Here is a 20,186-nt window from a genome sequence, read left to right as displayed (position 1 = left end):
CATTGGCTATAACGAGACGTACTAACGTTGGCTATCGAGTAAAAATAATTCTCATTTAGTTCAGGATGACCAGGGCGGGGAATTCTTTCAGTTGCGCCGAGGTGATCTGAGCGAGGGAGCGGACCACGTCGAGCGGCTGGTCGAGACGGTAATTGCCGGTTACGGCGACGTCGGCCAACTGCTCGTTGTTGTTGATGATCCAGCCCGGGTAGTAGCGGCGCAATTCGGCCAGCACCTGATTCAGCGGGCAGTTCTCGAACACCAGTCGGCCCTGGACCCAGGCCAGGTCCGTGTTGGCATCGAGTTTGGCCGGGCGGTCAAAACCGTTGGGGCCGATACGAATACTCTCACCCGCCGTCAGACGTACGCGAGCGTCGTTATGCGTCGCCTGCAGATCGACATCGCCGCGCTGCACGTTGACCTGCGCCACGCCATCGAGATAACGCACGGCAAATGCGGTATCGCGCACGCTGGCGCGAACCGGACCGGCGTCGATTTCCAAGGGTTGGCTGCGGCCACTGGCAATCTCGAAAAACGCTTCGCCCTGGTATAGCCGCGCGACACGTTTTTGATCGTTGATGGTGCTGGAGAATGCAGAATTGGTATTGAGCAGGACTTTCGAACCGTCCTCCAGTTGCAGGCGCTGACGCTCGCCAACCACCGTGAGGTGATCGGCCTGAAGGCGCATCGGCAAATTGCTGAAACTGAACAAACCGAGGATCAGCACGGCGGCAGTGGCCAGTGGTTTCCAGTGCGGACGCAGACGCTTGAGAAAAGTGACCTTCGCAGGTTTGGCCGCCAGGCTTTGCGCGCATTGGGCGACTTGCGGACCATCCCAGATCGCCTGGGCCTTGGCGAACGCTTCGGCATTCAACGGATCGGCCGCCAGCCAGGCATGAAATTGCCGGGTCTGCTCCTCGTCCGGGCTGCCGAGCACGATGAGCCAGTCCAGAGCCTGGTCCATTGCGTTTGCAGCGTCCTGCACCGAATCCGGCGAAGGCGAGCGGTGGGTGTCCGTCACGGTGTTTCCTCGGGCTTCTGGCGAAGCAGTTTCTAGCGTCAAGCTGCAAGCTGCAAGCCAGATGCGTGTACTGCTTTTCGTTTTTACTTGGAGCTTGAAGCTTACAGCTTGCCGCTGCTGTCGTGTCGTTCGGCGACGCCGATACAAATGCTCATGATCAGCTTCAGTTCTTTCTGCACGGTGCTGAGGGAAACATTCAGCTCGTCGGCGATTTCCTGATAACTGTTCCCGTGCAAACGGCTGAGGATGAAAATCTGCTGCTGGCGGGGGCTGAGTTGACTGAGGCTCACGTTCAGGCGCTCCAGCATCTGTTCGGCGTGGGCGGCATCTTCGGCGCTGCTGGCGGGGGCGGCAATGCTGTGCACGACATCCTGCGGCACGTCATCGACCATGGTCCGCGAATGGATCTTGCGCGCACGCAAATGATCCAGCGCAAGATTGCGTGCGGTCTGGAAGACAAAAGGTTCGAGGTGATCAATGGCCCGCTCGCTCAACGCCCGCGTCACACGCAGGTAGGTCTCCTGCAACAGGTCTTCAGCGGTGCTGTGATTGTTGACCATCCGTTCCAGCGTTCGCAGCAAGGATGTGCGCTGGGTGAGGAAGACGTGGTTGAAGCGCGATTGACTCACGGGAGGACCTGATCGATTTCAAGCGAATGATAATGCTTATCATCTAGTTGAATGGTCAAGCCCTGATTTTAAATACAGCACAAAACCCTGTAGGAGTGAGCCTGCTCGCGATAGCGGTAGATCAGCTACAACATCTGTGACTGACAGATAGCAATCGCGAGCAGGCTCACTCCTACAAGGGATACGGGATTTACTCCGCGTTACACAGCGCCAGGCAGTTATCCAGCATGCGGTTGGAGAAGCCCCACTCATTGTCATACCAGGCCAGCACTTTCAGCAGTTTGCCGCTGGCTTTGGTGTGGTTGGCGTCGAAGATCGACGACAGCGGGTTGTGGTTGAAGTCGCTGGACACCAGCGGCAAGGTGTTGAAACCGAGAATCTTCGAGTGCTGGCTCGCGGACTTCATCAGCGCGTTGACTTCCTCGGCGCTGGCTTCTTTTTTCAGCTGCACGGTCAGGTCCACCAGCGACACATTGATCACCGGCACGCGCACGGCCATGCCGGTCAGTTTGCCCGCCAGTTCCGGCAGCACCAGGCCCACGGCTTCAGCAGCGCCGGTCTTGCTCGGAATCATGTTCTGCGTGGCCGAACGCGCGCGGTACGGGTCGGTGTGATAGACGTCGGTGAGGTTCTGGTCGTTGGTGTAGGCGTGAATGGTGGTCATCAGACCGCTTTCAATGCCCAGCTCGCGGTGCAGCACTTGCGCCACTGGCGCCAGGCAGTTGGTGGTGCACGAAGCGTTGGAGATGATCTGGTGCGACTGGCGCAGAATGTCGTGGTTCACACCATAAACCACAGTGGCGTCGGCACCTTTGGCCGGGGCCGAAATGATCACTTTGCGCGCGCCGGCAGTAATATGCGCGGCCGCTTTGGCGCGATCGGTAAAGAGACCGGTGCATTCGAACACCACATCAATCTTTTCCGCCGCCCATGGCAATTCGGCCGGGTTGCGAATCGCGCTGACCGCAATGCGGTCGCCGTTGACGGTCAGACTTTCGTTGTCATGCTCGACCTGAGCGTCGAACGTGCCGTGAACGGTGTCGTATTTGAGCAGATGAGCATTGATCGAGCTGTCGCCCAGATCATTGATGGCGACGATCTGCAGATCCTGTCGATAGCCTTGGGTATACAGTGCGCGCAGGACATTACGGCCGATGCGGCCAAAACCATTGATTGCGATTCGAAGAGTCATGGAACAGCGCCGCCGTCGTTTTGTTGTTGGAATTACAAGATTATTCGCATAAAAATAGAAAACAAGCCTTTTTAGTGGCAATATTTTGTTTTATCTACAACGAGTGACCTGAATCAACTGGTCCGAATGGTCAAAAAAGCCGTCTGTCATTCCAACAACAACGGCGTTTGATCAGCATAGACAATCAGGTCGCCACATCCGTTAGCCTGGAGTTCTACACATGCATCCCCGCGTCCTTGAGGTCACCGAACGGCTTATCGCCCGCAGCCGCGCCACGCGTCAGGCTTACCTTGCACTGATTCGCGGCGCCGCCACTGACGGGCCGATGCGCGGCAAGCTGCAATGCGCCAACTTCGCCCACGGCGTGGCCGGTTGCGGCAGCGAAGACAAGCACAGCCTGCGGATGATGAACTCGGCGAACATCGCCATTGTTTCTTCGTATAACGACATGCTCTCGGCGCACCAGCCGTATGAAGTCTTCCCGGAACAGATCAAGAACGCCCTGCGCGAAATCGGCTCGGTCGGCCAGTTTGCTGGCGGCACGCCGGCGATGTGCGACGGTGTGACCCAAGGCGAGCCGGGCATGGAACTGAGCCTGCCGAGCCGCGAAGTGATCGCCATGTCGACCGCTGTGGCGCTGTCGCACAACATGTTCGACGGCGCGCTGATGCTCGGCATCTGCGACAAGATCGTGCCGGGCCTGATGATGGGCTCGCTGCGCTTCGGTCACCTGCCGACGATTTTCGTCCCGGGCGGGCCGATGGTCTCGGGGATTTCCAACAAGGAAAAAGCCGACGTCCGTCAGAAGTACGCCGAAGGCAAAGCCACCCGCGAAGAGCTGCTGGAATCGGAGATGAAGTCCTACCACAGCCCGGGTACCTGCACCTTCTACGGCACTGCCAACACCAACCAGTTGCTGATGGAAGTCATGGGCCTGCACTTGCCGGGGGCCTCGTTCGTCAACCCGAACACGCCACTGCGTGATGCGCTGACCCGTGAAGCCGCGCATCAAGTCACGCGTCTGACCAAACAAAATGGCAACTTCATGCCGATCGGTGAAATCGTCGACGAGAAGTCGCTGGTCAACTCGATCGTTGCGCTGCATGCCACCGGCGGCTCGACCAACCACACCCTGCACATGCCGGCCATCGCCATGGCGGCGGGCATTCAACTGACCTGGCAGGACATGGCCGACCTCTCCGAAGTCGTGCCGACCCTGAGTCACGTTTACCCGAACGGCAAAGCCGACATCAACCACTTCCAGGCAGCGGGCGGCATGTCGTTCCTGATCCGCGAACTGCTCGGCGCCGGCCTGCTGCACGAAGACGTCAACACCGTGCTCGGCCACGGCTTGAGCCAGTACACCAAAGAGCCGTTCCTCGATAACGGCCAGTTGGTATGGCGCGAAGGCCCGACGGACAGCCTCGACGAAAACATTCTGCGTCCAGTGGCGCGTGCGTTCTCGGCGGAGGGGGGGCTGCGCGTGATGGAGGGCAATCTCGGTCGCGGTGTGATGAAGGTTTCTGCGGTCGCGTTGGAAAACCAGATCGTCGAAGCGCCAGCCATGGTGTTCCAGGATCAGCAGGACTTGGCCGATGCATTCAAGGCCGGTTTGCTGGAGAAGGATTTTGTCGCCGTGATGCGCTTCCAGGGCCCGCGTTCCAATGGCATGCCGGAACTGCACAAGATGACGCCGTTCCTCGGCGTGCTGCAGGATCGCGGCTTCAAAGTCGCGCTGGTGACCGACGGGCGGATGTCCGGCGCCTCGGGGAAAATCCCCGCAGCGATTCACGTCAGCCCCGAAGCTTATGTCGGTGGCGCTTTGGCGCGCGTGCAAGAGGGCGATATTATCCGCGTCGATGGCGTCAAAGGCACCTTGGAACTGAAGGTCGACGCCGCAGAATTTGCAGCGCGCGAACCCGCCAAAGGCCTGTTGGGCAACAACATCGGCAGCGGGCGCGAACTGTTTGGCTTCATGCGCATGGCCTTCAGCTCGGCGGAGCAGGGCGCCAGCGCCTTCACTTCTGCCCTGGAGACGCTTAATTGAAACTGGCTTTGGTCGGTGATATCGGAGGCACCAACGCGCGGTTTGCGTTGTGGAAAAACCAGCAACTGGAATCGGTTCAGGTGCTGGCCACGGCCGACCACGCCAGCCCGGAAGAGGCGATCAGCCTCTATCTGAGCGGGCTCGGTCTGGTGCCGGGTTCGATCGGTTCGGTGTGCTTGTCCGTGGCAGGTCCGGTCAGTGGTGATGAATTCAAATTCACCAACAATCACTGGCGCTTGAGTCGCACAGCGTTCTGCAAAACCTTGCAGGTCGAGCAGTTGTTGCTGGTCAACGACTTCTCGGCGATGGCGCTGGGCATGACCCGTTTGCAGCCCGGCGAATTCCGCGTGGTCTGCGAGGGCACGCCAGAGCCGTTGCGCCCGGCGGTGGTGATTGGCCCGGGCACTGGCCTTGGCGTCGGTACCTTGCTTGATCTGGGTGAAGGTCGTTTTGCGGCGTTGCCGGGCGAGGGCGGTCACGTCGATCTGCCGCTGAGCAGCCCGCGTGAAACCCAGTTGTGGCAGCACATCCACAATGAAATCGGCCATGTCAGCGCCGAAACCGCGTTGAGCGGTGGTGGCTTGCCACGGGTTTACCGGGCGATCTGCGCGGTCGATGGGCATGAGCCGACACTCGACACGCCGGAAGCTATCACCGCAGCTGGTTTGGCCGGTGACCCGATTGCCCTGGAAGTTCTGGAGCAGTTCTGCTGCTGGCTCGGCCGTGTCGCCGGCAACAACGTGCTGACCACGGGCGGACGGGGAGGGGTTTACATCGTCGGCGGTGTGATTCCACGCTTTGCCGATTTCTTCCTCGAAAGCGGTTTCGCCCGCAGCTTTGCTGACAAAGGGTGCATGAGCGATTACTTCAAAGGCATACCGGTGTGGCTGGTGACAGCGCCGTATTCCGGGCTTGTCGGCGCTGGCGTGGCCCTGGATCAATCAACCCCAACCTGAAATGCAATCAAACTGTAGGAGTGAGCCTGCTCGCGATAGCTGTCTTGGATTCAACACATTCGTTGACTGACAAACCGTTATCGCGAGCAGGCTCACTCCTACAGTTGTTTTGTGGTGTTTGTAAAATCAGTGCTTAAGGCATAATCCGCCCCAATTCCAACAACAAGGATGCCTTCGAAGTGAGCTCAGTCAACAAGTCGATATTGTTGGTCGATGACGACCAGGAAATACGCGAGTTGCTGGAAACCTACCTGACCCGCGCCGGGTTTCAGGTACGGGCCACCGCCGACGGTGCCAGTTTCCGTCAGGCCCTCAACGAGGCGCCGAGCGATCTGGTGATCCTCGATGTCATGCTGCCCGACGAAGACGGCTTCAGCCTGTGCCGTTGGGTGCGTCAGCATCCGCGTCAGGCGCAGGTGCCGATCATCATGCTCACCGCCAGTTCCGACGAAGCCGACCGCGTGATCGGTCTGGAACTCGGCGCCGACGACTACCTCGGCAAACCCTTCAGCCCCCGCGAACTGCAAGCGCGCATCAAGGCATTGCTGCGTCGTGCGCAATTCGGTCAGGAGCGCAGCGGCAGTGACGTGCTGGCCTTCGACGAGTGGCGGCTGGACATGGTCAGTCACCGGCTGTTTCACACCGACGGCGAGGAAGTGATTCTCTCCGGTGCTGACTTCGCCCTGCTGAAACTGTTTCTCGATCACCCGCAGGAAATTCTCGACCGAGACACCATCGGCAACGCCACCCGTGGCCGCGACCTGATGCCGCTCGATCGCATCGTCGACATGGCCGTCAGCCGTTTGCGCCAGCGTCTGCGCGACACCGAGAAACCGCCACGACTGATTCGCACGGTGCGCGGCAGCGGCTACCAACTGGCAGCCAACGTGGTTGCCGGCAGTGGTCACTGAGTCGCTGCGCAAATTCGCCGCCAAAGTGCCGATGCCGCGTTCGCTGCTCGGGCGGATGTTGCTGCTGACGTTGCTCGCGGTGCTGTTCGCGCAGACCTTGTCGAGCGTGATCTGGGTCTCGCAACTGCGCGCTACTCAGCTCGAAGGCCTGGTCACCAGCGCCCGCAGCCTCGCCCATTCGATGACCGCCAGCGTCAGTTACTTCCGCTCGTTGCCGGTGGCTTATCGGCCGTTGGTGCTCGATCAATTGCGCAGCATGGGCGGCACGCGATTCGTGGTGACGCTCAACGACAAGCCGTTGGGCATGGACGTGCTGCCGGTGACGCCGCGCAAAGCGGCGGTGATGAAAGCCGTCGACGAGGTGCTGCGGCAGACGTTGGGCCATGACACCGATATTTCGGTGACCTTCGTCAGTCCTGAGGATCTGCGCATCTTCAATGCTGGGCTGAAACTCGATGAGCTGCCACGCTCCTGGGCGCATTACGCGTTGACCCTGGAGCCGGTGAATCCGCCCGTGTTGGTCACGCAGATTCAAATGGCCCCGGGCGAATGGCTGTACATCGCCTCGCTGTTGCCGGAGCCGTACACCAGTCTTGAAGAGCAAGGCCTGCCCTCGCAACAGGTGTGGTTCATCGTCCTCACCAGTGGATTCCTATTGCTGTTTATCGGCCTGCTGGTGCATTGGCAGAGCCGGCCGCTCAAGCGTCTGGCGCGGGCGGCGCGGGATTTGTCGCTAGGTGCCGACGTCGAGCCAGTGGCTGAGGGCGGCGGCAGTGAAGTGGTCGAAGTAGGCCGCGCCTTCAACACCATGCGCGAGCGCATCAGCCGCTACCTCACCGAGCGCAGTCAGTTGTTCAGCGCGATCTCCCATGACCTGCGCACACCAATCACCCGTTTGCGCTTGCGCGTCGAATTGCTTGAAGACGAAAAGCTGCAGGCCAAGTTCGGCCGTGATCTGGATGAGTTGGAACTGCTGGTCAAAGGCGCGCTGCAATGTGTGAAGGACACCGACATCCACGAGAACATCGAACCGGTGGACTTGAACCATGTACTCGACTGTCTGGTGGAACCGTATCTGGCGCCGAACGGCAATGGCCGAGTGACGCAGCAGGGCAAGGCGCTGGCGGCTTATCCGGGCAAGCCGCTGGCGTTGAAACGCTGCATCGGTAACCTGATCGACAATGCGTTGAAGTACGGGCAAAACGCGCATTTGCACATCGACGACGATGAGCGCGCGTTTGTTCTGCACGTCGACGATGAAGGGCCGGGTGTTCCAGAGCAGCGGCTGGAGCAAGTGTTCGAACCGCACTTCCGTCTGGCGGGGCAGCAGCAGGGTTATGGCTTGGGGTTGGGCATCGCGCGCAATATTGCCCACAGCCATGGTGGGGAAGTGACGCTGCAGAATCTGCGTGAGGGTGGGTTGCGGGTGACCTTGCAGCTGCCGCGTTCGGCGGATTGAGTCAAAAGCTTTCCCTCACCCTAGCCCTCCCGAAACGTCGGACCGCCCAGAGGGAGAGGGGACTGATCGCGTTGTTCATTCGAATTGCGCCGACCTGATGCATTGAGTCGATTATGGATTCGGTACAGCTCTTTCAGGTCGGCGCAACTCTTCAGCATTCTGCGATCGGCCCCCTCTCCCTACGGGCGGTCCGACGTTTCGGGAGGGCTGGGGTGAGGGGTAGCTCTTTGTCACCGCTCAGTGACAAACCCCGCCCCCTTCGTTACAAGCCCACCCCGACCCGTTGTTTAGACTCCCCGCAGTCATAACAACAAAAAAGGCCACCCATGGATCTCTTCCACCCAGGCTTCAGCAGTTGGCTGAACGCCCCTGCTCACCAGCAATGGCTTGCCGCCGAAGGCCTGCGTCTGCTGGATTTTGCCAAGGCATCGAAACTGCCCGAAGGCTTTGGCAACCTCGACGAGCGCGGCCGTCTGCCAGCGAACGCACAAGCCGAAACCATGAACACCGCGCGCATGACCCACAGCTTCGCCATGGCCCACATTCAGGGTTTGCCGGGTTTTGCCGAATTGGTCGATCATGGCATCGCCGCCCTGCGCGGGCCGTTGCGTGATGCCCTGCACGGTGGCTGGTTTGCGGTCGCCGAACACCGCGATGACAACACCGGCAAGAACGCCTATCTGCATGCCTTCGTTGCGCTTGCGGCCAGCTCTGCGGTGGTCGCACAGCGCCCTGGCGCACAGGCGTTGCTGGATGATGCGATTGACATCATCGACACGTATTTCTGGAGCGAAGAAGAGGGCGCGATGCGCGAATTCTTCAATCGCGACTGGAGCGAAGAAGAAGCCTATCGCGGCGCCAACAGCAACATGCACGCGACCGAAGCGTTCCTTGCGCTGGCCGATGTCACTGAAGATCCGCGCTGGTTGATTCGCGCGCAACGCATCGTCGAACGCGTTATTCACGGGCACGCCGCCGCCAACGGTTACATGGTCATCGAGCACTTCGACCGCGACTGGCAGCCGCTACGCGAATACAACCACGACAATCCCGCCGACGGCTTCCGCCCTTACGGCACCACGCCGGGCCACGGTTTCGAATGGGCGCGGCTGCTGCTGCACCTCGAAGCGGCGCGGGTGCAGGCCGGAATGCTCACGCCCGGTTGGCTCGCCACCGATGCGCAAAAACTGTTCGAGAACAATTGCCGCAACGGTTGGGACGTCGATGGTCTGCCGGGCATCGTCTACACCCTCGACTGGGACAACAAAGCCGTCGTTCGCCATCGCCTGCATTGGACGCACGCCGAGGCCAGTGCCGCTGCCAGCGCCTTGCTCAAACGCACCGGCGATGCGCAATACGAAACCTGGTACCGGCTGATCTGGGAATTCTGCGAAACGTATTTCATCGACCGTTGCGACGGCAGTTGGCGCCACGAGCTCAATCCGCAAAACCTGCCAAGTGCCGATATCTGGCCGGGCAAACCCGATCTGTATCACGCCTGGCAAGCCGTGCTGATCCCTCGTCTACCCTTGTCACCGAGTATGGCAACGGCTCTGGCGCAGTTGTCCCAGAGCGTTGCCATGTGACCAATCATGTAACCATGTAGTGACATTTGCGCGTCCCTTCGTTACCTGCGAAGGGAAACGTCCTGTTTAAACTCCTGTGCAGCGCAAGCACCAGACTTGCATGCATAACAACAAGAAAGGTACATCTCAGATGAATGCGATTTCTCGCCTCGCTACTGTCATTTCTGTCGCCTCCCTGTTCCCGCTCGCAATTCTGCCTCTCAGTGTTTCCGCTGCCGAATCCAAAGGTTCGGTCGAAGTCGTGCACTGGTGGACGTCCGGTGGCGAAAAAGCCGCCGTTGATGTGCTCAAGGCGCAAGTCGAAAAAGACGGTTTCACCTGGAAAGACGGCGCTGTCGCCGGCGGTGGCGGTGCGACTGCCATGACCGTGCTGAAAAGCCGTGCCGTTGCCGGCAACCCGCCTGGCGTAGCCCAGATCAAAGGCCCGGACATCCAGGAATGGGCGTCGACCGGCCTGCTCGACACCGACGTGCTGAAAGACGTCGCCAAGTCGGAAAAATGGGACAGCCTGCTCGACAAGAAAGTCTCCGATACCGTGAAGTACGACGGTGATTACGTGGCCGTGCCGGTGAACATTCACCGCGTGAACTGGCTGTGGATCAACCCGGAAGTGTTCAAGAAAGCCGGGATCACCAAGAACCCGACCACCCTCGAAGAATTCTATGCCGCTGGCGACAAGCTGAAGGCTGCGGGCTTCATTCCGCTGGCCCACGGCGGTCAGCCTTGGCAGGACAGCACCGTGTTCGAAGCCGTGGTGCTCTCGGTCATGGGTGTCGATGGCTACAAGAAAGCCCTGGTTGACCTGGACAATGCCGCGCTGACCGGCCCGGAAATGGTCAAGGCGCTGACCGAGCTGAAGAAAGTCGCGACCTACATGGACGCCGATGGCAAAGGTCAGGACTGGAACCTGGAAGCGGCCAAGGTCATCAACGGCAAGGCCGGTATGCAGATCATGGGTGACTGGGCCAAATCCGAATGGACCGCTGCCAAGAAAGTCGCCGGCAAGGATTACGAGTGCGTAGCCTTCCCGGGCACCGACAAGGCGTTCACCTACAACATCGACTCGCTGGCCGTGTTCAAGCAGAAGGACGCAGGCACTGCGGCCGGTCAGCAGGACATCGCCAAAGTCGTGCTGGGTGAAAACTTCCAGAAAGTCTTCAGCATCAACAAAGGCTCGATCCCGGTTCGCAATGACATGTTGAACAACATGGACAAGCTCGGTTTCGACTCCTGCGCACAGACTGCAGCCAAAGACTTCCTGGCGGACGCCAAGTCCGGCGGCCTGCAACCAAGCATGGCGCACAACATGGCGACCACGCTGGCGGTGCAAGGCGCGTTCTTTGATGTCGTGACCAACTACATCAACGATCCGAAAGCGGACCCGGCCGACACCGCCAAGAAACTGGGCGCAGCGATCAAGTCGTCCAAATAAGCGTCGGTAGCACAGGCTTCTCCTGTGGGAGCGAGCCTGCTCGCGAAGGCGTTGTGTCAGTTGCTCCATCCGTCGACTGACACCGCATTCGCGAGCAGGCTCGCTCCCACAAGGGATCTCACTGTAGTTTTTATTCCCTGTACTGGATTTCCCCATGAGTTCTGTTGCTGTGTTCAGCAAGGCCTCGCCGTTCGATGCATTGCAACGCTGGCTACCCAAACTGGTGCTGGCGCCGAGCATGTTCATCGTGCTGGTGGGCTTCTATGGCTACATCCTGTGGACGTTCATTCTGTCGTTCACCACCTCGACCTTCCTGCCCAACTACAAGTGGGCCGGTCTGGCGCAATACGCGCGGTTGTTCGACAACGACCGCTGGTGGGTCGCGAGCAAAAACCTCGCGGTGTTCGGCGGCATGTTCATCGGTATCACTCTGGTGATCGGCGTGTTGCTGGCGGTGTTCCTCGACCAGCGCATCCGTCGCGAAGGCTTTATCCGCACCATTTACCTGTACCCGATGGCGCTCTCGATGATCGTTACCGGTACCGCGTGGAAATGGCTGCTCAACCCGGGCATGGGCCTGGACAAATTGTTGCGTGACTGGGGCTGGGAAGGCTTCCGTCTCGACTGGCTGATCGACCCTGATCGCGTGGTTTACTGCCTGGTGATCGCCGCTGTCTGGCAAGCCTCGGGCTTCATCATGGCGATGTTCCTCGCCGGCCTGCGTGGCGTTGATCAATCGATTATCCGCGCTGCACAGATCGATGGCGCGAGCATGCCGACGATCTACTGGAAAGTGGTGCTGCCAAGCCTGCGTCCGGTGTTCTTCAGTGCGGTGATGATTCTGGCGCACATCGCGATCAAGAGCTTCGACCTCGTCGCGGCGATGACCGCTGGTGGCCCGGGTTATTCCTCCGACCTGCCGGCGATGTTCATGTATTCCTTCACCTTCAGTCGCGGCCAGATGGGCATGGGCTCGGCCAGTGCGATTCTGATGCTCGGTGCGATCCTCGCGATCATCGTGCCTTACCTGTATTCCGAGCTGAGGACCAAGCGCAATGACTAGTCTCGCTGCCAAACCTGCTATCAGCCTGAGTCGCATCGCGATCTACGCGGTGCTGATCATCGCCGTACTGCTTTATCTGGTGCCGCTGGTGGTTATGTTGCTGACCAGCTTCAAGACCCCGGAAGACATCAGCACCGGCAACCTGCTGAGCTGGCCGACCGTGGTCAGCGGCATCGGCTGGGTCAAGGCCTGGGCCACGGTTGACGGTTACTTCTGGAACTCGATCAAGATCACCGTTCCGGCGGTAATCATCTCCACCGCCATCGGTGCGTTGAACGGTTATGTGCTGTCGTTCTGGCGCTTCCGCGGTTCGCAGTTGTTCTTCGGTCTGTTGTTGTTCGGCTGCTTCCTGCCGTTCCAGACCGTGCTGCTGCCGGCCTCGTTCACCCTCGGCAAGATGGGCCTGGCGAGCACCACCACCGGTCTGGTGTTTATTCACGTGGTTTACGGTCTGGCGTTCACCACGCTGTTCTTCCGTAACTACTACGTGAGCATTCCGGATGCACTGGTGAAAGCTGCACGCCTGGATGGCGCGGGGTTCTTCACGATTTTCCGCCGCATCATTCTGCCGATGTCGACGCCGATCATCATGGTTTGCCTGATCTGGCAGTTCACCCAGATCTGGAACGACTTCCTGTTCGGTGTGGTGTTCTCCAGCGGTGATTCGCAACCGATCACGGTGGCGCTGAACAACCTGGTCAACACCAGCACCGGCGCCAAGGAATACAACGTTGATATGGCAGCGGCGATGATCGCCGGCCTGCCGACCCTGCTGGTCTATGTGGTCGCAGGCAAGTATTTCGTGCGCGGGCTGACAGCCGGCGCAGTCAAGGGGTAATCATGGCAACGCTCGAACTTCGCAACGTCAACAAGACCTACGGTGCCGGCCTGCCGGACACCCTGAAGAACATCGAACTGTCGATCAAGGACGGTGAGTTCCTGATCCTCGTCGGCCCGTCGGGCTGCGGCAAGTCGACCCTGATGAACTGCATCGCCGGCCTGGAAACCATCACCGGCGGCGCGATCATGATCGGCGACCAGGACGTCAGCGGCATGAGCCCGAAGGATCGCGACATCGCCATGGTGTTCCAGTCCTACGCGCTGTACCCGACCATGAGCGTGCGCGAGAACATCGAATTCGGTCTGAAGATCCGCAAGATGCCGCAGTCGGCGATCGACGAAGAAGTCGCGCGCGTCGCCAAGCTGTTGCAGATCGAACACCTGCTGAACCGTAAGCCGGGTCAACTCTCCGGTGGTCAGCAACAGCGTGTGGCGATGGGCCGTGCTCTGGCGCGGCGACCGAAGATTTATCTGTTCGACGAACCGTTGTCCAACCTCGACGCCAAGCTGCGCGTCGAGATGCGCACCGAAATGAAACTGATGCACCAGCGCCTGAAAACCACCACGGTCTACGTGACCCACGACCAGATCGAAGCGATGACCCTGGGCGACAAAGTGGCGGTGATGAAGGACGGCATCATTCAGCAGTTCGGCACGCCGAAAGAGATCTACAACGATCCGGCCAACCTGTTCGTCGCGAGTTTCATCGGTTCGCCGCCGATGAACTTCATTCCGCTGCGCCTGCAGCGCAAGGACGGCCGTCTGCTGGCGCTGCTCGACAGCGGCCAGGCGCGTTGCGAGTTACCGATGAGCATGCAGGACGCCGGGCTCGAAGATCGCGAAGTGATCCTCGGCCTGCGCCCGGAGCAAATCGTACTGGCGAACGGCGAGGGCAATGGCCTGCCGAGCATTCGTGCCGAAGTGCAGGTGACCGAGCCGACCGGTCCGGACACCCTGGTATTCGTCAACCTCAATGAAACCAAAGTCTGCTGTCGCTTGGCGCCGGATGTGGCACCGCAGGTGGGCGAGAACCTGACGCTGCAATTCGATCCGTCGAAAGTGTTGTTGTTTGATGCCAACACCGGTGAGCGCCTCGGCACTGCCGGGCAACCACAGACCGATGCGCGGTCTGCGAACGTCGCCCAATTCAAAGGCCGCTGAAGATCGATGCTGGAATGCGGTCATGTGGGAGCTGGCTTGCCAGCGATGAGGCCGGCACATCCAACATGGATGTCGCCTGAAGCACCGCCATCGCTGGCAAGCCAGCTCCCACAGGGATTGGATTCCAAAAGGAGCACGCGGTGGATTGCCTGTAATCCATCGCACTTTATGTAAACCGCGTTAGATAAAAACAGTTAATAACAATAAAGACGAGGATGTAGGGATGAAAAAGAAACACGTCAATGCCCGGTTGATCTGCCAAGTGTCGGCTGCGGCGGCCTTGGTGCTGGCCGGTAACGCCATGGCGGCGGATGCCTTCAGTTCCGATTCGAAATGGATGACCGGCGACTGGGGTGGCGAGCGTACCAAGCTGATCGAGCAGGGTATCGATATCAAGGCTGACTACGTTGGGGAAGTCGGTGGCAACCTGAACGGTGGCTACAACGACGACAAGACCGCGCGTTACGCTGACCAGTTCGGTCTGGGCGTGGCACTCGATCTGCAAAAGCTGTGGGGCTGGGATAACACTCAGGCGAAGATCCAGCTGACCAACCGTAACGGTTACAACATCTCCAACGACCGCGTTGGCGATCCGCGTGCCGGCACCTTGAGTTCGTCGCAAGAAGTTTACGGCCGTGGCCACATGGTGCGTCTGACCCAGTTGTGGATTCAGCACCAGTTCTTCGACAACAAACTCGACGTCAAGGCCGGTTACTTCGGTGAAGGCGAAGACTTCAACACCTTCCCGTGCGACTTCCAGAACCTGGCGTTCTGCGGCTCGCAAGTGGGTAACTGGGCGACCAACATCTGGTACAACTGGCCGGTCAGCCAGGCCGCGATCCGTGTGAAGTACAACATCAACGACGAGCTTTACGCGCAGATAGGTGCGTACAACCAAAACCCGTCGCAGCTGGAACACGGCAACGGCTTCAAGCTCAGTGGCAGCGGCACCAAAGGTACCGTTCTTCCGGTCGAGCTGGTCTGGTCGCCGAAGGTCAACAGCCTGCCGGGCGAATACCGCGTCGGTTACTACAAGAGCACGGCCGATGCCGACGACGTTCGCGAAGACGTCAACGGTTTCGACGCTGCTACTACTGGCGATGCCTACAAGACCCACAGCAGCAAAAGCGGCTACTGGTTCGTCGCGCAACAGCAACTCACCAGCCACAACGGTGATGCGACCCGCGGTCTGAACATCGCGGCCAACGCCACGTTCCACGACAAGGACACCAACTTCATCGACAACTATCAGTCGGTGATGTTTGTCTACAAAGGCCCGTTCGACGCGCGTCCGAAGGATGACGTCGGTATCGGCGCGGCGCGTATCCACGTCAACGATGACGTGAAGAAAAACGCCGAACTGCTGAACGCTTCCAACGGTGTGTCGGACTACGACAATCCGGTGTTCTCGCCAATTCGTGAAACCGAATACAACTACGAGATCAACTACGGCTTCCACGTCACCAACTGGCTGACCGTACGTCCTAACCTGCAGTACATCACTCACCCGGGTGGTGTGGATGAAGTGGACAACGCATTGGTCGCTGGCCTGAAAATTCAGTCTACGTTCTAACGCGTCTGCGATAAGCTCCTCTCTATGTGCGCATATTTGCGGACAGCCAAGGCTGTCCGCTTTTTTTTGGGGGCGGCGCACCCCTGTGAAAGACGAGTTCAGGATCGTGGCAAATGCATGAGCATCCGCTACAACGCTTCTTCAAATCCCTGCGTGAACAACCGGTGTTCGCCTGGGAGCGCTATCAGATGCGCGACGTGTTGGTGATCGATCACCCGCTGTGTCAGGCGGTGTTCAGTCGTCAGGGCGCGCAGTTGCTGCACTTTCAGCCGCGCGGGCAAAAGCCGTGGTTGTGGTGTGCGGCGAAGTGGCCGCATGTCGGCGCTATTCGCGGTGGTGTGCCGGTGTGCTGGCCGTGGTATGGCCGTCATCCGAGCGAAAACGCCTGGCCATCGCATGGTTGGGCGCGACTGCTCGACTGGAAGTTGCTCGACAGCAGCAGCGCCGAAGATGGCGTGCGCCTGCACTGGCAATTGCAGCTATGCGACTGGCAGGTTGACCTGCATGCACATCTGGGCGAACGCATGGAACTGCGCCTGAGCACCGAGCATCAAGACGATATGCCGTGCCAGTTGAGCCAGGCTTTGCACGCTTACTGGCGTATTGGCGATGTCGGCGAGATAGCGCTGTCTGGGCTTGAAGGTGCGCAGGGCTATGACCAGTTGAATCGCCAGGTTTGCCAGCAGGAAGGCGAGTTGCGTGTGGATGGCGGCTGTCAGCGGGTGTTCCAGCATGACGGCGAATTGCAGCTGAAAGATCACGCCTGGCAGCGTGAGTTGTGCATTGATACCGGTGACAGTGCGGACACGGTGGTCTGGCATCCGGGCGCGCGGCCGTTGTTGGGCGTGAGCTGGGATGAGATTTCGGAGTTTGTCTGTGTGGAAGCGGCGGCGGGTGGGACGGACAGCTTGCACCTGGCGCCGGGGGAGAAGGCGCATTTGAGTTTGCAGGCGTGGGCGGCGGCTTGATGATCGTTCCCACGCAGAGCGTGGGAACGATCAACCCCTGTAGGAGCTGCCGAAGGCTGCGATCTTTTACGCGAAGCGTCCTAATTAAACTCGTCACCCACCGGATACCGGCTGGCATTCAAACTCTCTTTGATCTTGCGCAAATGCGGCTGGAAATCCACCCCGCGACGCAACGTCATCCCGGTCGCCAACACATCCAGCACCGTCAACTGAATGATCCGCGAAGTCATTGGCATATAAATGTCGGTGTCTTCCGGCAACGGAATATTCAGGCTCAAGGTACTGGCCTTGGCCAGCGGCGAATTCTCCGCCGTCAAACCCAACACCGAAGCCCCGTTCTCGCGAGCAATACGTGCCACCTCGACCAACTCGCGGGTGCGGCCGGTGTAGGAAATGATCACGAACAACTCACCGGTGTGCGCCACCGACGCAATCATCCGCTGCATCAACACATCAGCATGCGCGGTCACCGCCAGGTTGAAGCGGAAGAACTTGTGCTGCGCATCCAGTGCCACCGGTGCCGAAGCGCCGAGGCCGAAGAAGTGGATCTGTCGCGCCTGAATCAACAGGTCGACAGCGCGGCTGATCAGGTTCGGGTCCAGCGCCTGACAGGCACTGTCCAGGGACGCGATGGCGCTGCCGAAAATCTTCTGCGTGTAGGCCTCGGGATTGTCGTCGGCCTCGACCGCGCGGCTGACATACGCCGCGCCGCTGGCCAGACTCTGCGCCAGTTGCAGCTTGAGTTCGGGATAGCCGCTGACACCGAACGAACGGCAGAAACGGTTGACCGTCGGTTCGCTCACCGAGGCTGCCTGGGCGAGGGCGGCGATGCTGAAGCGGGTGGCCTGCTGCGGGTTGAGCAGGATCACCTCGGCGACTTTGCGTTCGGCCTTGTTCAGGTCTTCAAGGCGACTCTGGATCTGTTCCAGTAAATTTCGCACGCGGTCCATATGGAATTCCTAATTCACCTGCGCAAAGGTGCGCCGGGCTATGCAAATTGGGCCTTTGATATGGCCCGTAACGGTGGCCTATCCTACTGATGGCTCCGACCGACCACCACTCGGAATCTGTATTTTGCGAAAATGTTGTGGTTATTACTACATTTTCCCTTGAGTGATGCCTTGAAAAAAGGTATTTGTAGCTTAACTTGATAAAAGAACAAACATCATGCCTTCGATTACGGTTGAACCGTGCACCTTTGCCTTGTTCGGCGCGCTTGGCGATCTGGCCCTGCGCAAGCTGTTTCCTGCCCTTTATCATCTCGATGGCGCCGACCTGCTGCACGAGGACACGCGCATCATCGCGTTGGCCCGTGAAGAAGGTTCCGAGCAACAGCACATGGCGTTCATCGCCGCCGAACTGCGTCGTTATGTGGGCAAAGAGCTGGACGAGGCCGTCGCCGAGCGTTTTCTCGCACGCCTGACCTACCTGCACGTCGACTTCCTCAAATCCGAAGATTACGTGGCGCTGGCCGAACTGGCTGGCAGCACGCAACGCATGATTGCCTACTTCGCCACCCCTGCGGCGGTGTACGGCGCGATCTGCGAAAACCTGGCGAAAGTCGGTCTGGCAGAAAATACCCGCGTGGTACTGGAAAAGCCGATCGGCTCCGACCTCGAATCCTCGCGCAAGGTTAACGACGCCGTGGCGCAGTTCTTCCCGGAGAACCGTACCTACCGCATCGACCACTACCTGGGCAAAGAAACCGTTCAGAACCTGATCGCCCTGCGTTTCGCCAACAGCCTGTTCGAAACCCAGTGGAACCAGAATTACATCTCCCACGTGGAAATCACCGTGGCCGAGAAGGTTGGTATCGAAGGCCGTTGGGGCTACTTCGACAAGGCCGGCCAACTGCGCGACATGATCCAGAATCACCTGTTACAGCTGCTTTGCCTGATTGCCATGGACCCGCCGGCCGACCTGTCCGCCGACAGCATCCGCGACGAAAAGGTAAAAGTGCTCAAGGCGCTCGCGCCGATCAGTCCGGAAGGCCTCACCACACAGGTGGTGCGCGGCCAGTACATCGCTGGCCACAGCGAAGGCAAATCCGTACCGGGTTACCTCGAAGAACCGAATTCCAACACCCAGAGCGACACCGAAACCTTCGTCGCTTTGCGTGCCGATATCCGCAACTGGCGCTGGGCCGGCGTGCCGTTCTACCTGCGGACCGGCAAGCGCATGCCGCAAAAACTGTCGCAGATCGTCATCCACTTCAAGGAACCGTCGCACTACATTTTTGCGCCGGAACAACGCCTGCAGATCAGCAACAAACTGATCATCCGCCTGCAACCGGACGAAGGCATTTCCTTGCGCGTGATGACCAAAGAGCAGGGCCTGGACAAAGGCATGCAACTGCGCAGCGGCCCGCTGCAACTGAATTTTTCCGACACCTGGCGTAGCGCGCGGATCCCCGATGCCTACGAGCGGTTGTTGCTGGAAGTGATGAACGGCAATCAGAACCTGTTTGTCCGTAAAGATGAAATCGAAGCCGCGTGGAAATGGTGTGACCAGCTGATTGCCGGGTGGAAAAAATCCGGTGACGCGCCCAAGCCGTATGCGGCCGGGTCGTGGGGGCCGATGAGCTCCATTGCATTGATCACGCGGGACGGGAGGTCGTGGTATGGCGATATCTGATGTGCAACTGCCTGCGGGCGTGAACGCTCACGAATTCAAGAGCCCGGTGTTGTTGGCCGAAGGTCTGGCGCTGAACGTCGCCAAGCAATTGAGCGACGCCATTGCTGCACGCGGCAACGCGGTGCTGGTGGTGTCCGGCGGTCGTAGCCCGGTGGCGTTTTTCCAGCACCTGGCCAAGCAGGAACTGGACTGGTCGAAGGTCGTCGTGACCCTCGCCGACGAGCGCTGGGTACCGGTTGAACATGCCGACAGTAATGCCGGTTTGCTCAAGCAATACCTGCTCAAAGGCCCGGCAGCCAAGGCGCAGTTCCTCAGCCTGTATAGCGCGGCGGCCAACGTCGAGCAGGCTGCTGAACAGGCTGATCGCTTGCTTGCCGAATTGCCGCCGATTGACGTGCTGGTATTGGGCATGGGCGATGACGGTCACACCGCGTCGCTGTTCCCCGACAGCCCGAACCTCGCCGAAGCGCTGCAGGCTGATGGCACGCGCCGTTGCTGGCCGATGCTGGCGCCAAGCGTGCCGCGTCAACGCCTGACCATGAGTCGTGCGCTGCTGGCCTCGGCCAAACACAAGATTCTGTCGATTTCCGGTCAGTCGAAACTGACCACCCTGAATGCCGCACTGGCATCCGACGTCGCCGCCATGCCGGTGCGCGCGTTTTTGCAACCTACGTTAGAGATTTACTGGTGCCCATGAGCCAAGGAACAGCCGCT

Annotated in this window: 17 protein-coding genes; 13 read left to right on the top strand and 4 right to left on the bottom strand. The window is 59.6% G+C overall.

Annotated elements, in window-relative coordinates; translation table 11 throughout:
- Positions 1–55: 55 nt before the first annotated feature.
- From J0G10_RS24095 to gap, 3 genes are all read right to left on the bottom strand, one after another.
- Positions 56–1,021, bottom strand: coding sequence for a FecR family protein (locus tag J0G10_RS24095; RefSeq protein ID WP_095048194.1), 966 nt, complete (start codon positions 1,019–1,021; stop codon positions 56–58).
- Positions 1,022–1,122: 101 nt separating this feature from the next.
- A complete protein-coding gene (locus J0G10_RS24090; RefSeq protein ID WP_064391734.1) occupies positions 1,123–1,650 on the bottom strand; it encodes an RNA polymerase sigma factor in 528 nt (175 codons plus the stop codon).
- 190 nt (positions 1,651–1,840) lie between these two features.
- Positions 1,841–2,842 carry a type I glyceraldehyde-3-phosphate dehydrogenase gene (gap, locus tag J0G10_RS24085; RefSeq protein ID WP_095048193.1) on the bottom strand — a complete coding sequence of 334 codons (1,002 nt, stop codon included), beginning with the start codon at positions 2,840–2,842 and terminating at the stop codon, positions 1,841–1,843.
- A gap of 220 nt (positions 2,843–3,062) precedes the next feature.
- Here gap and edd point away from each other — a divergent pair, with 220 nt between their 5' ends.
- The 11 genes from edd to J0G10_RS24030 all read left to right on the top strand — a co-directional run bounded on the left by edd (position 3,063) and on the right by J0G10_RS24030 (position 16,838).
- The gene (gene edd / locus J0G10_RS24080; protein ID WP_093430466.1) at positions 3,063–4,889 is read left to right on the top strand and encodes a phosphogluconate dehydratase; all 1,827 of its coding nucleotides are present in this window, start codon (positions 3,063–3,065) and stop codon (positions 4,887–4,889) included.
- Positions 4,886–5,845 carry a glucokinase gene (locus J0G10_RS24075; RefSeq protein WP_220556893.1) on the top strand — a complete coding sequence of 320 codons (960 nt, stop codon included), beginning with the start codon at positions 4,886–4,888 and terminating at the stop codon, positions 5,843–5,845. Before edd ends, J0G10_RS24075 begins: the two co-directional genes overlap by 4 nt.
- A 179-nt stretch (positions 5,846–6,024) precedes the next feature.
- Positions 6,025–6,756: a response regulator gene (locus tag J0G10_RS24070; RefSeq protein WP_220556892.1), complete on the top strand. Its 732-nt coding sequence runs from the start codon at positions 6,025–6,027 to the stop codon at positions 6,754–6,756.
- Complete coding sequence (locus J0G10_RS24065) at positions 6,746–8,215, top strand: ATP-binding protein (RefSeq protein ID WP_095048190.1); 1,470 nt, start codon at positions 6,746–6,748, stop codon at positions 8,213–8,215. Before J0G10_RS24070 ends, J0G10_RS24065 begins: the two co-directional genes overlap by 11 nt.
- Positions 8,216–8,541: 326 nt before the next feature.
- Positions 8,542–9,801 carry a D-mannose isomerase gene (locus J0G10_RS24060; protein WP_095048189.1) on the top strand — a complete coding sequence of 420 codons (1,260 nt, stop codon included), beginning with the start codon at positions 8,542–8,544 and terminating at the stop codon, positions 9,799–9,801.
- A gap of 130 nt (positions 9,802–9,931) precedes the next feature.
- Complete coding sequence (locus J0G10_RS24055) at positions 9,932–11,233, top strand: ABC transporter substrate-binding protein (protein WP_016983700.1); 1,302 nt, start codon at positions 9,932–9,934, stop codon at positions 11,231–11,233.
- A gap of 154 nt (positions 11,234–11,387) precedes the next feature.
- A complete protein-coding gene (locus J0G10_RS24050) occupies positions 11,388–12,296 on the top strand; it encodes a carbohydrate ABC transporter permease (protein ID WP_095048188.1) in 909 nt (302 codons plus the stop codon).
- Positions 12,289–13,134, top strand: coding sequence for a carbohydrate ABC transporter permease (locus tag J0G10_RS24045; RefSeq protein WP_093430462.1), 846 nt, complete (start codon positions 12,289–12,291; stop codon positions 13,132–13,134). Before J0G10_RS24050 ends, J0G10_RS24045 begins: the two co-directional genes overlap by 8 nt.
- Before the next feature lie 2 nt (positions 13,135–13,136).
- Positions 13,137–14,297, top strand: a complete 1,161-nt coding sequence (locus J0G10_RS24040) for an ABC transporter ATP-binding protein (RefSeq protein WP_095048187.1) — start codon at positions 13,137–13,139, stop codon at positions 14,295–14,297.
- Between the two features lie 223 nt (positions 14,298–14,520).
- On the top strand, positions 14,521–15,870 hold the full coding sequence (locus tag J0G10_RS24035) for a carbohydrate porin (RefSeq protein ID WP_095126181.1): 1,350 nt from the start codon (positions 14,521–14,523) through the stop codon (positions 15,868–15,870).
- A 113-nt stretch (positions 15,871–15,983) separates the two neighbouring features.
- On the top strand, positions 15,984–16,838 hold the full coding sequence (locus J0G10_RS24030; RefSeq protein ID WP_064391715.1) for a D-hexose-6-phosphate mutarotase: 855 nt from the start codon (positions 15,984–15,986) through the stop codon (positions 16,836–16,838).
- Positions 16,839–16,918: 80 nt separating this feature from the next.
- Here J0G10_RS24030 and J0G10_RS24025 read toward each other — a convergent pair whose 3' ends face one another.
- A complete protein-coding gene (locus tag J0G10_RS24025) occupies positions 16,919–17,779 on the bottom strand; it encodes a MurR/RpiR family transcriptional regulator (protein WP_171057240.1) in 861 nt (286 codons plus the stop codon).
- A 226-nt stretch (positions 17,780–18,005) separates the two neighbouring features.
- Between J0G10_RS24025 and zwf the strand changes: the two genes are divergently transcribed.
- On the top strand, positions 18,006–19,472 hold the full coding sequence (gene zwf / locus J0G10_RS24020; RefSeq protein ID WP_064119140.1) for a glucose-6-phosphate dehydrogenase: 1,467 nt from the start codon (positions 18,006–18,008) through the stop codon (positions 19,470–19,472).
- Positions 19,459–20,169, top strand: a complete 711-nt coding sequence (gene pgl, locus J0G10_RS24015) for a 6-phosphogluconolactonase (protein WP_095048185.1) — start codon at positions 19,459–19,461, stop codon at positions 20,167–20,169. The genes zwf and pgl overlap by 14 nt, the downstream gene beginning before the upstream one ends.
- The last annotated feature ends 17 nt before the right edge of the window (positions 20,170–20,186 follow it).

The sequence above is a fragment of the Pseudomonas germanica genome, from assembly GCF_019614655.1.
GTDB classification, from domain to species: Bacteria; Pseudomonadota; Gammaproteobacteria; order Pseudomonadales; family Pseudomonadaceae; genus Aquipseudomonas; species Aquipseudomonas neuropathica.
The sequence above is the reverse complement of the archived record's forward strand: the minus strand, read 5'-3'. Positions and strand labels throughout refer to the sequence as shown.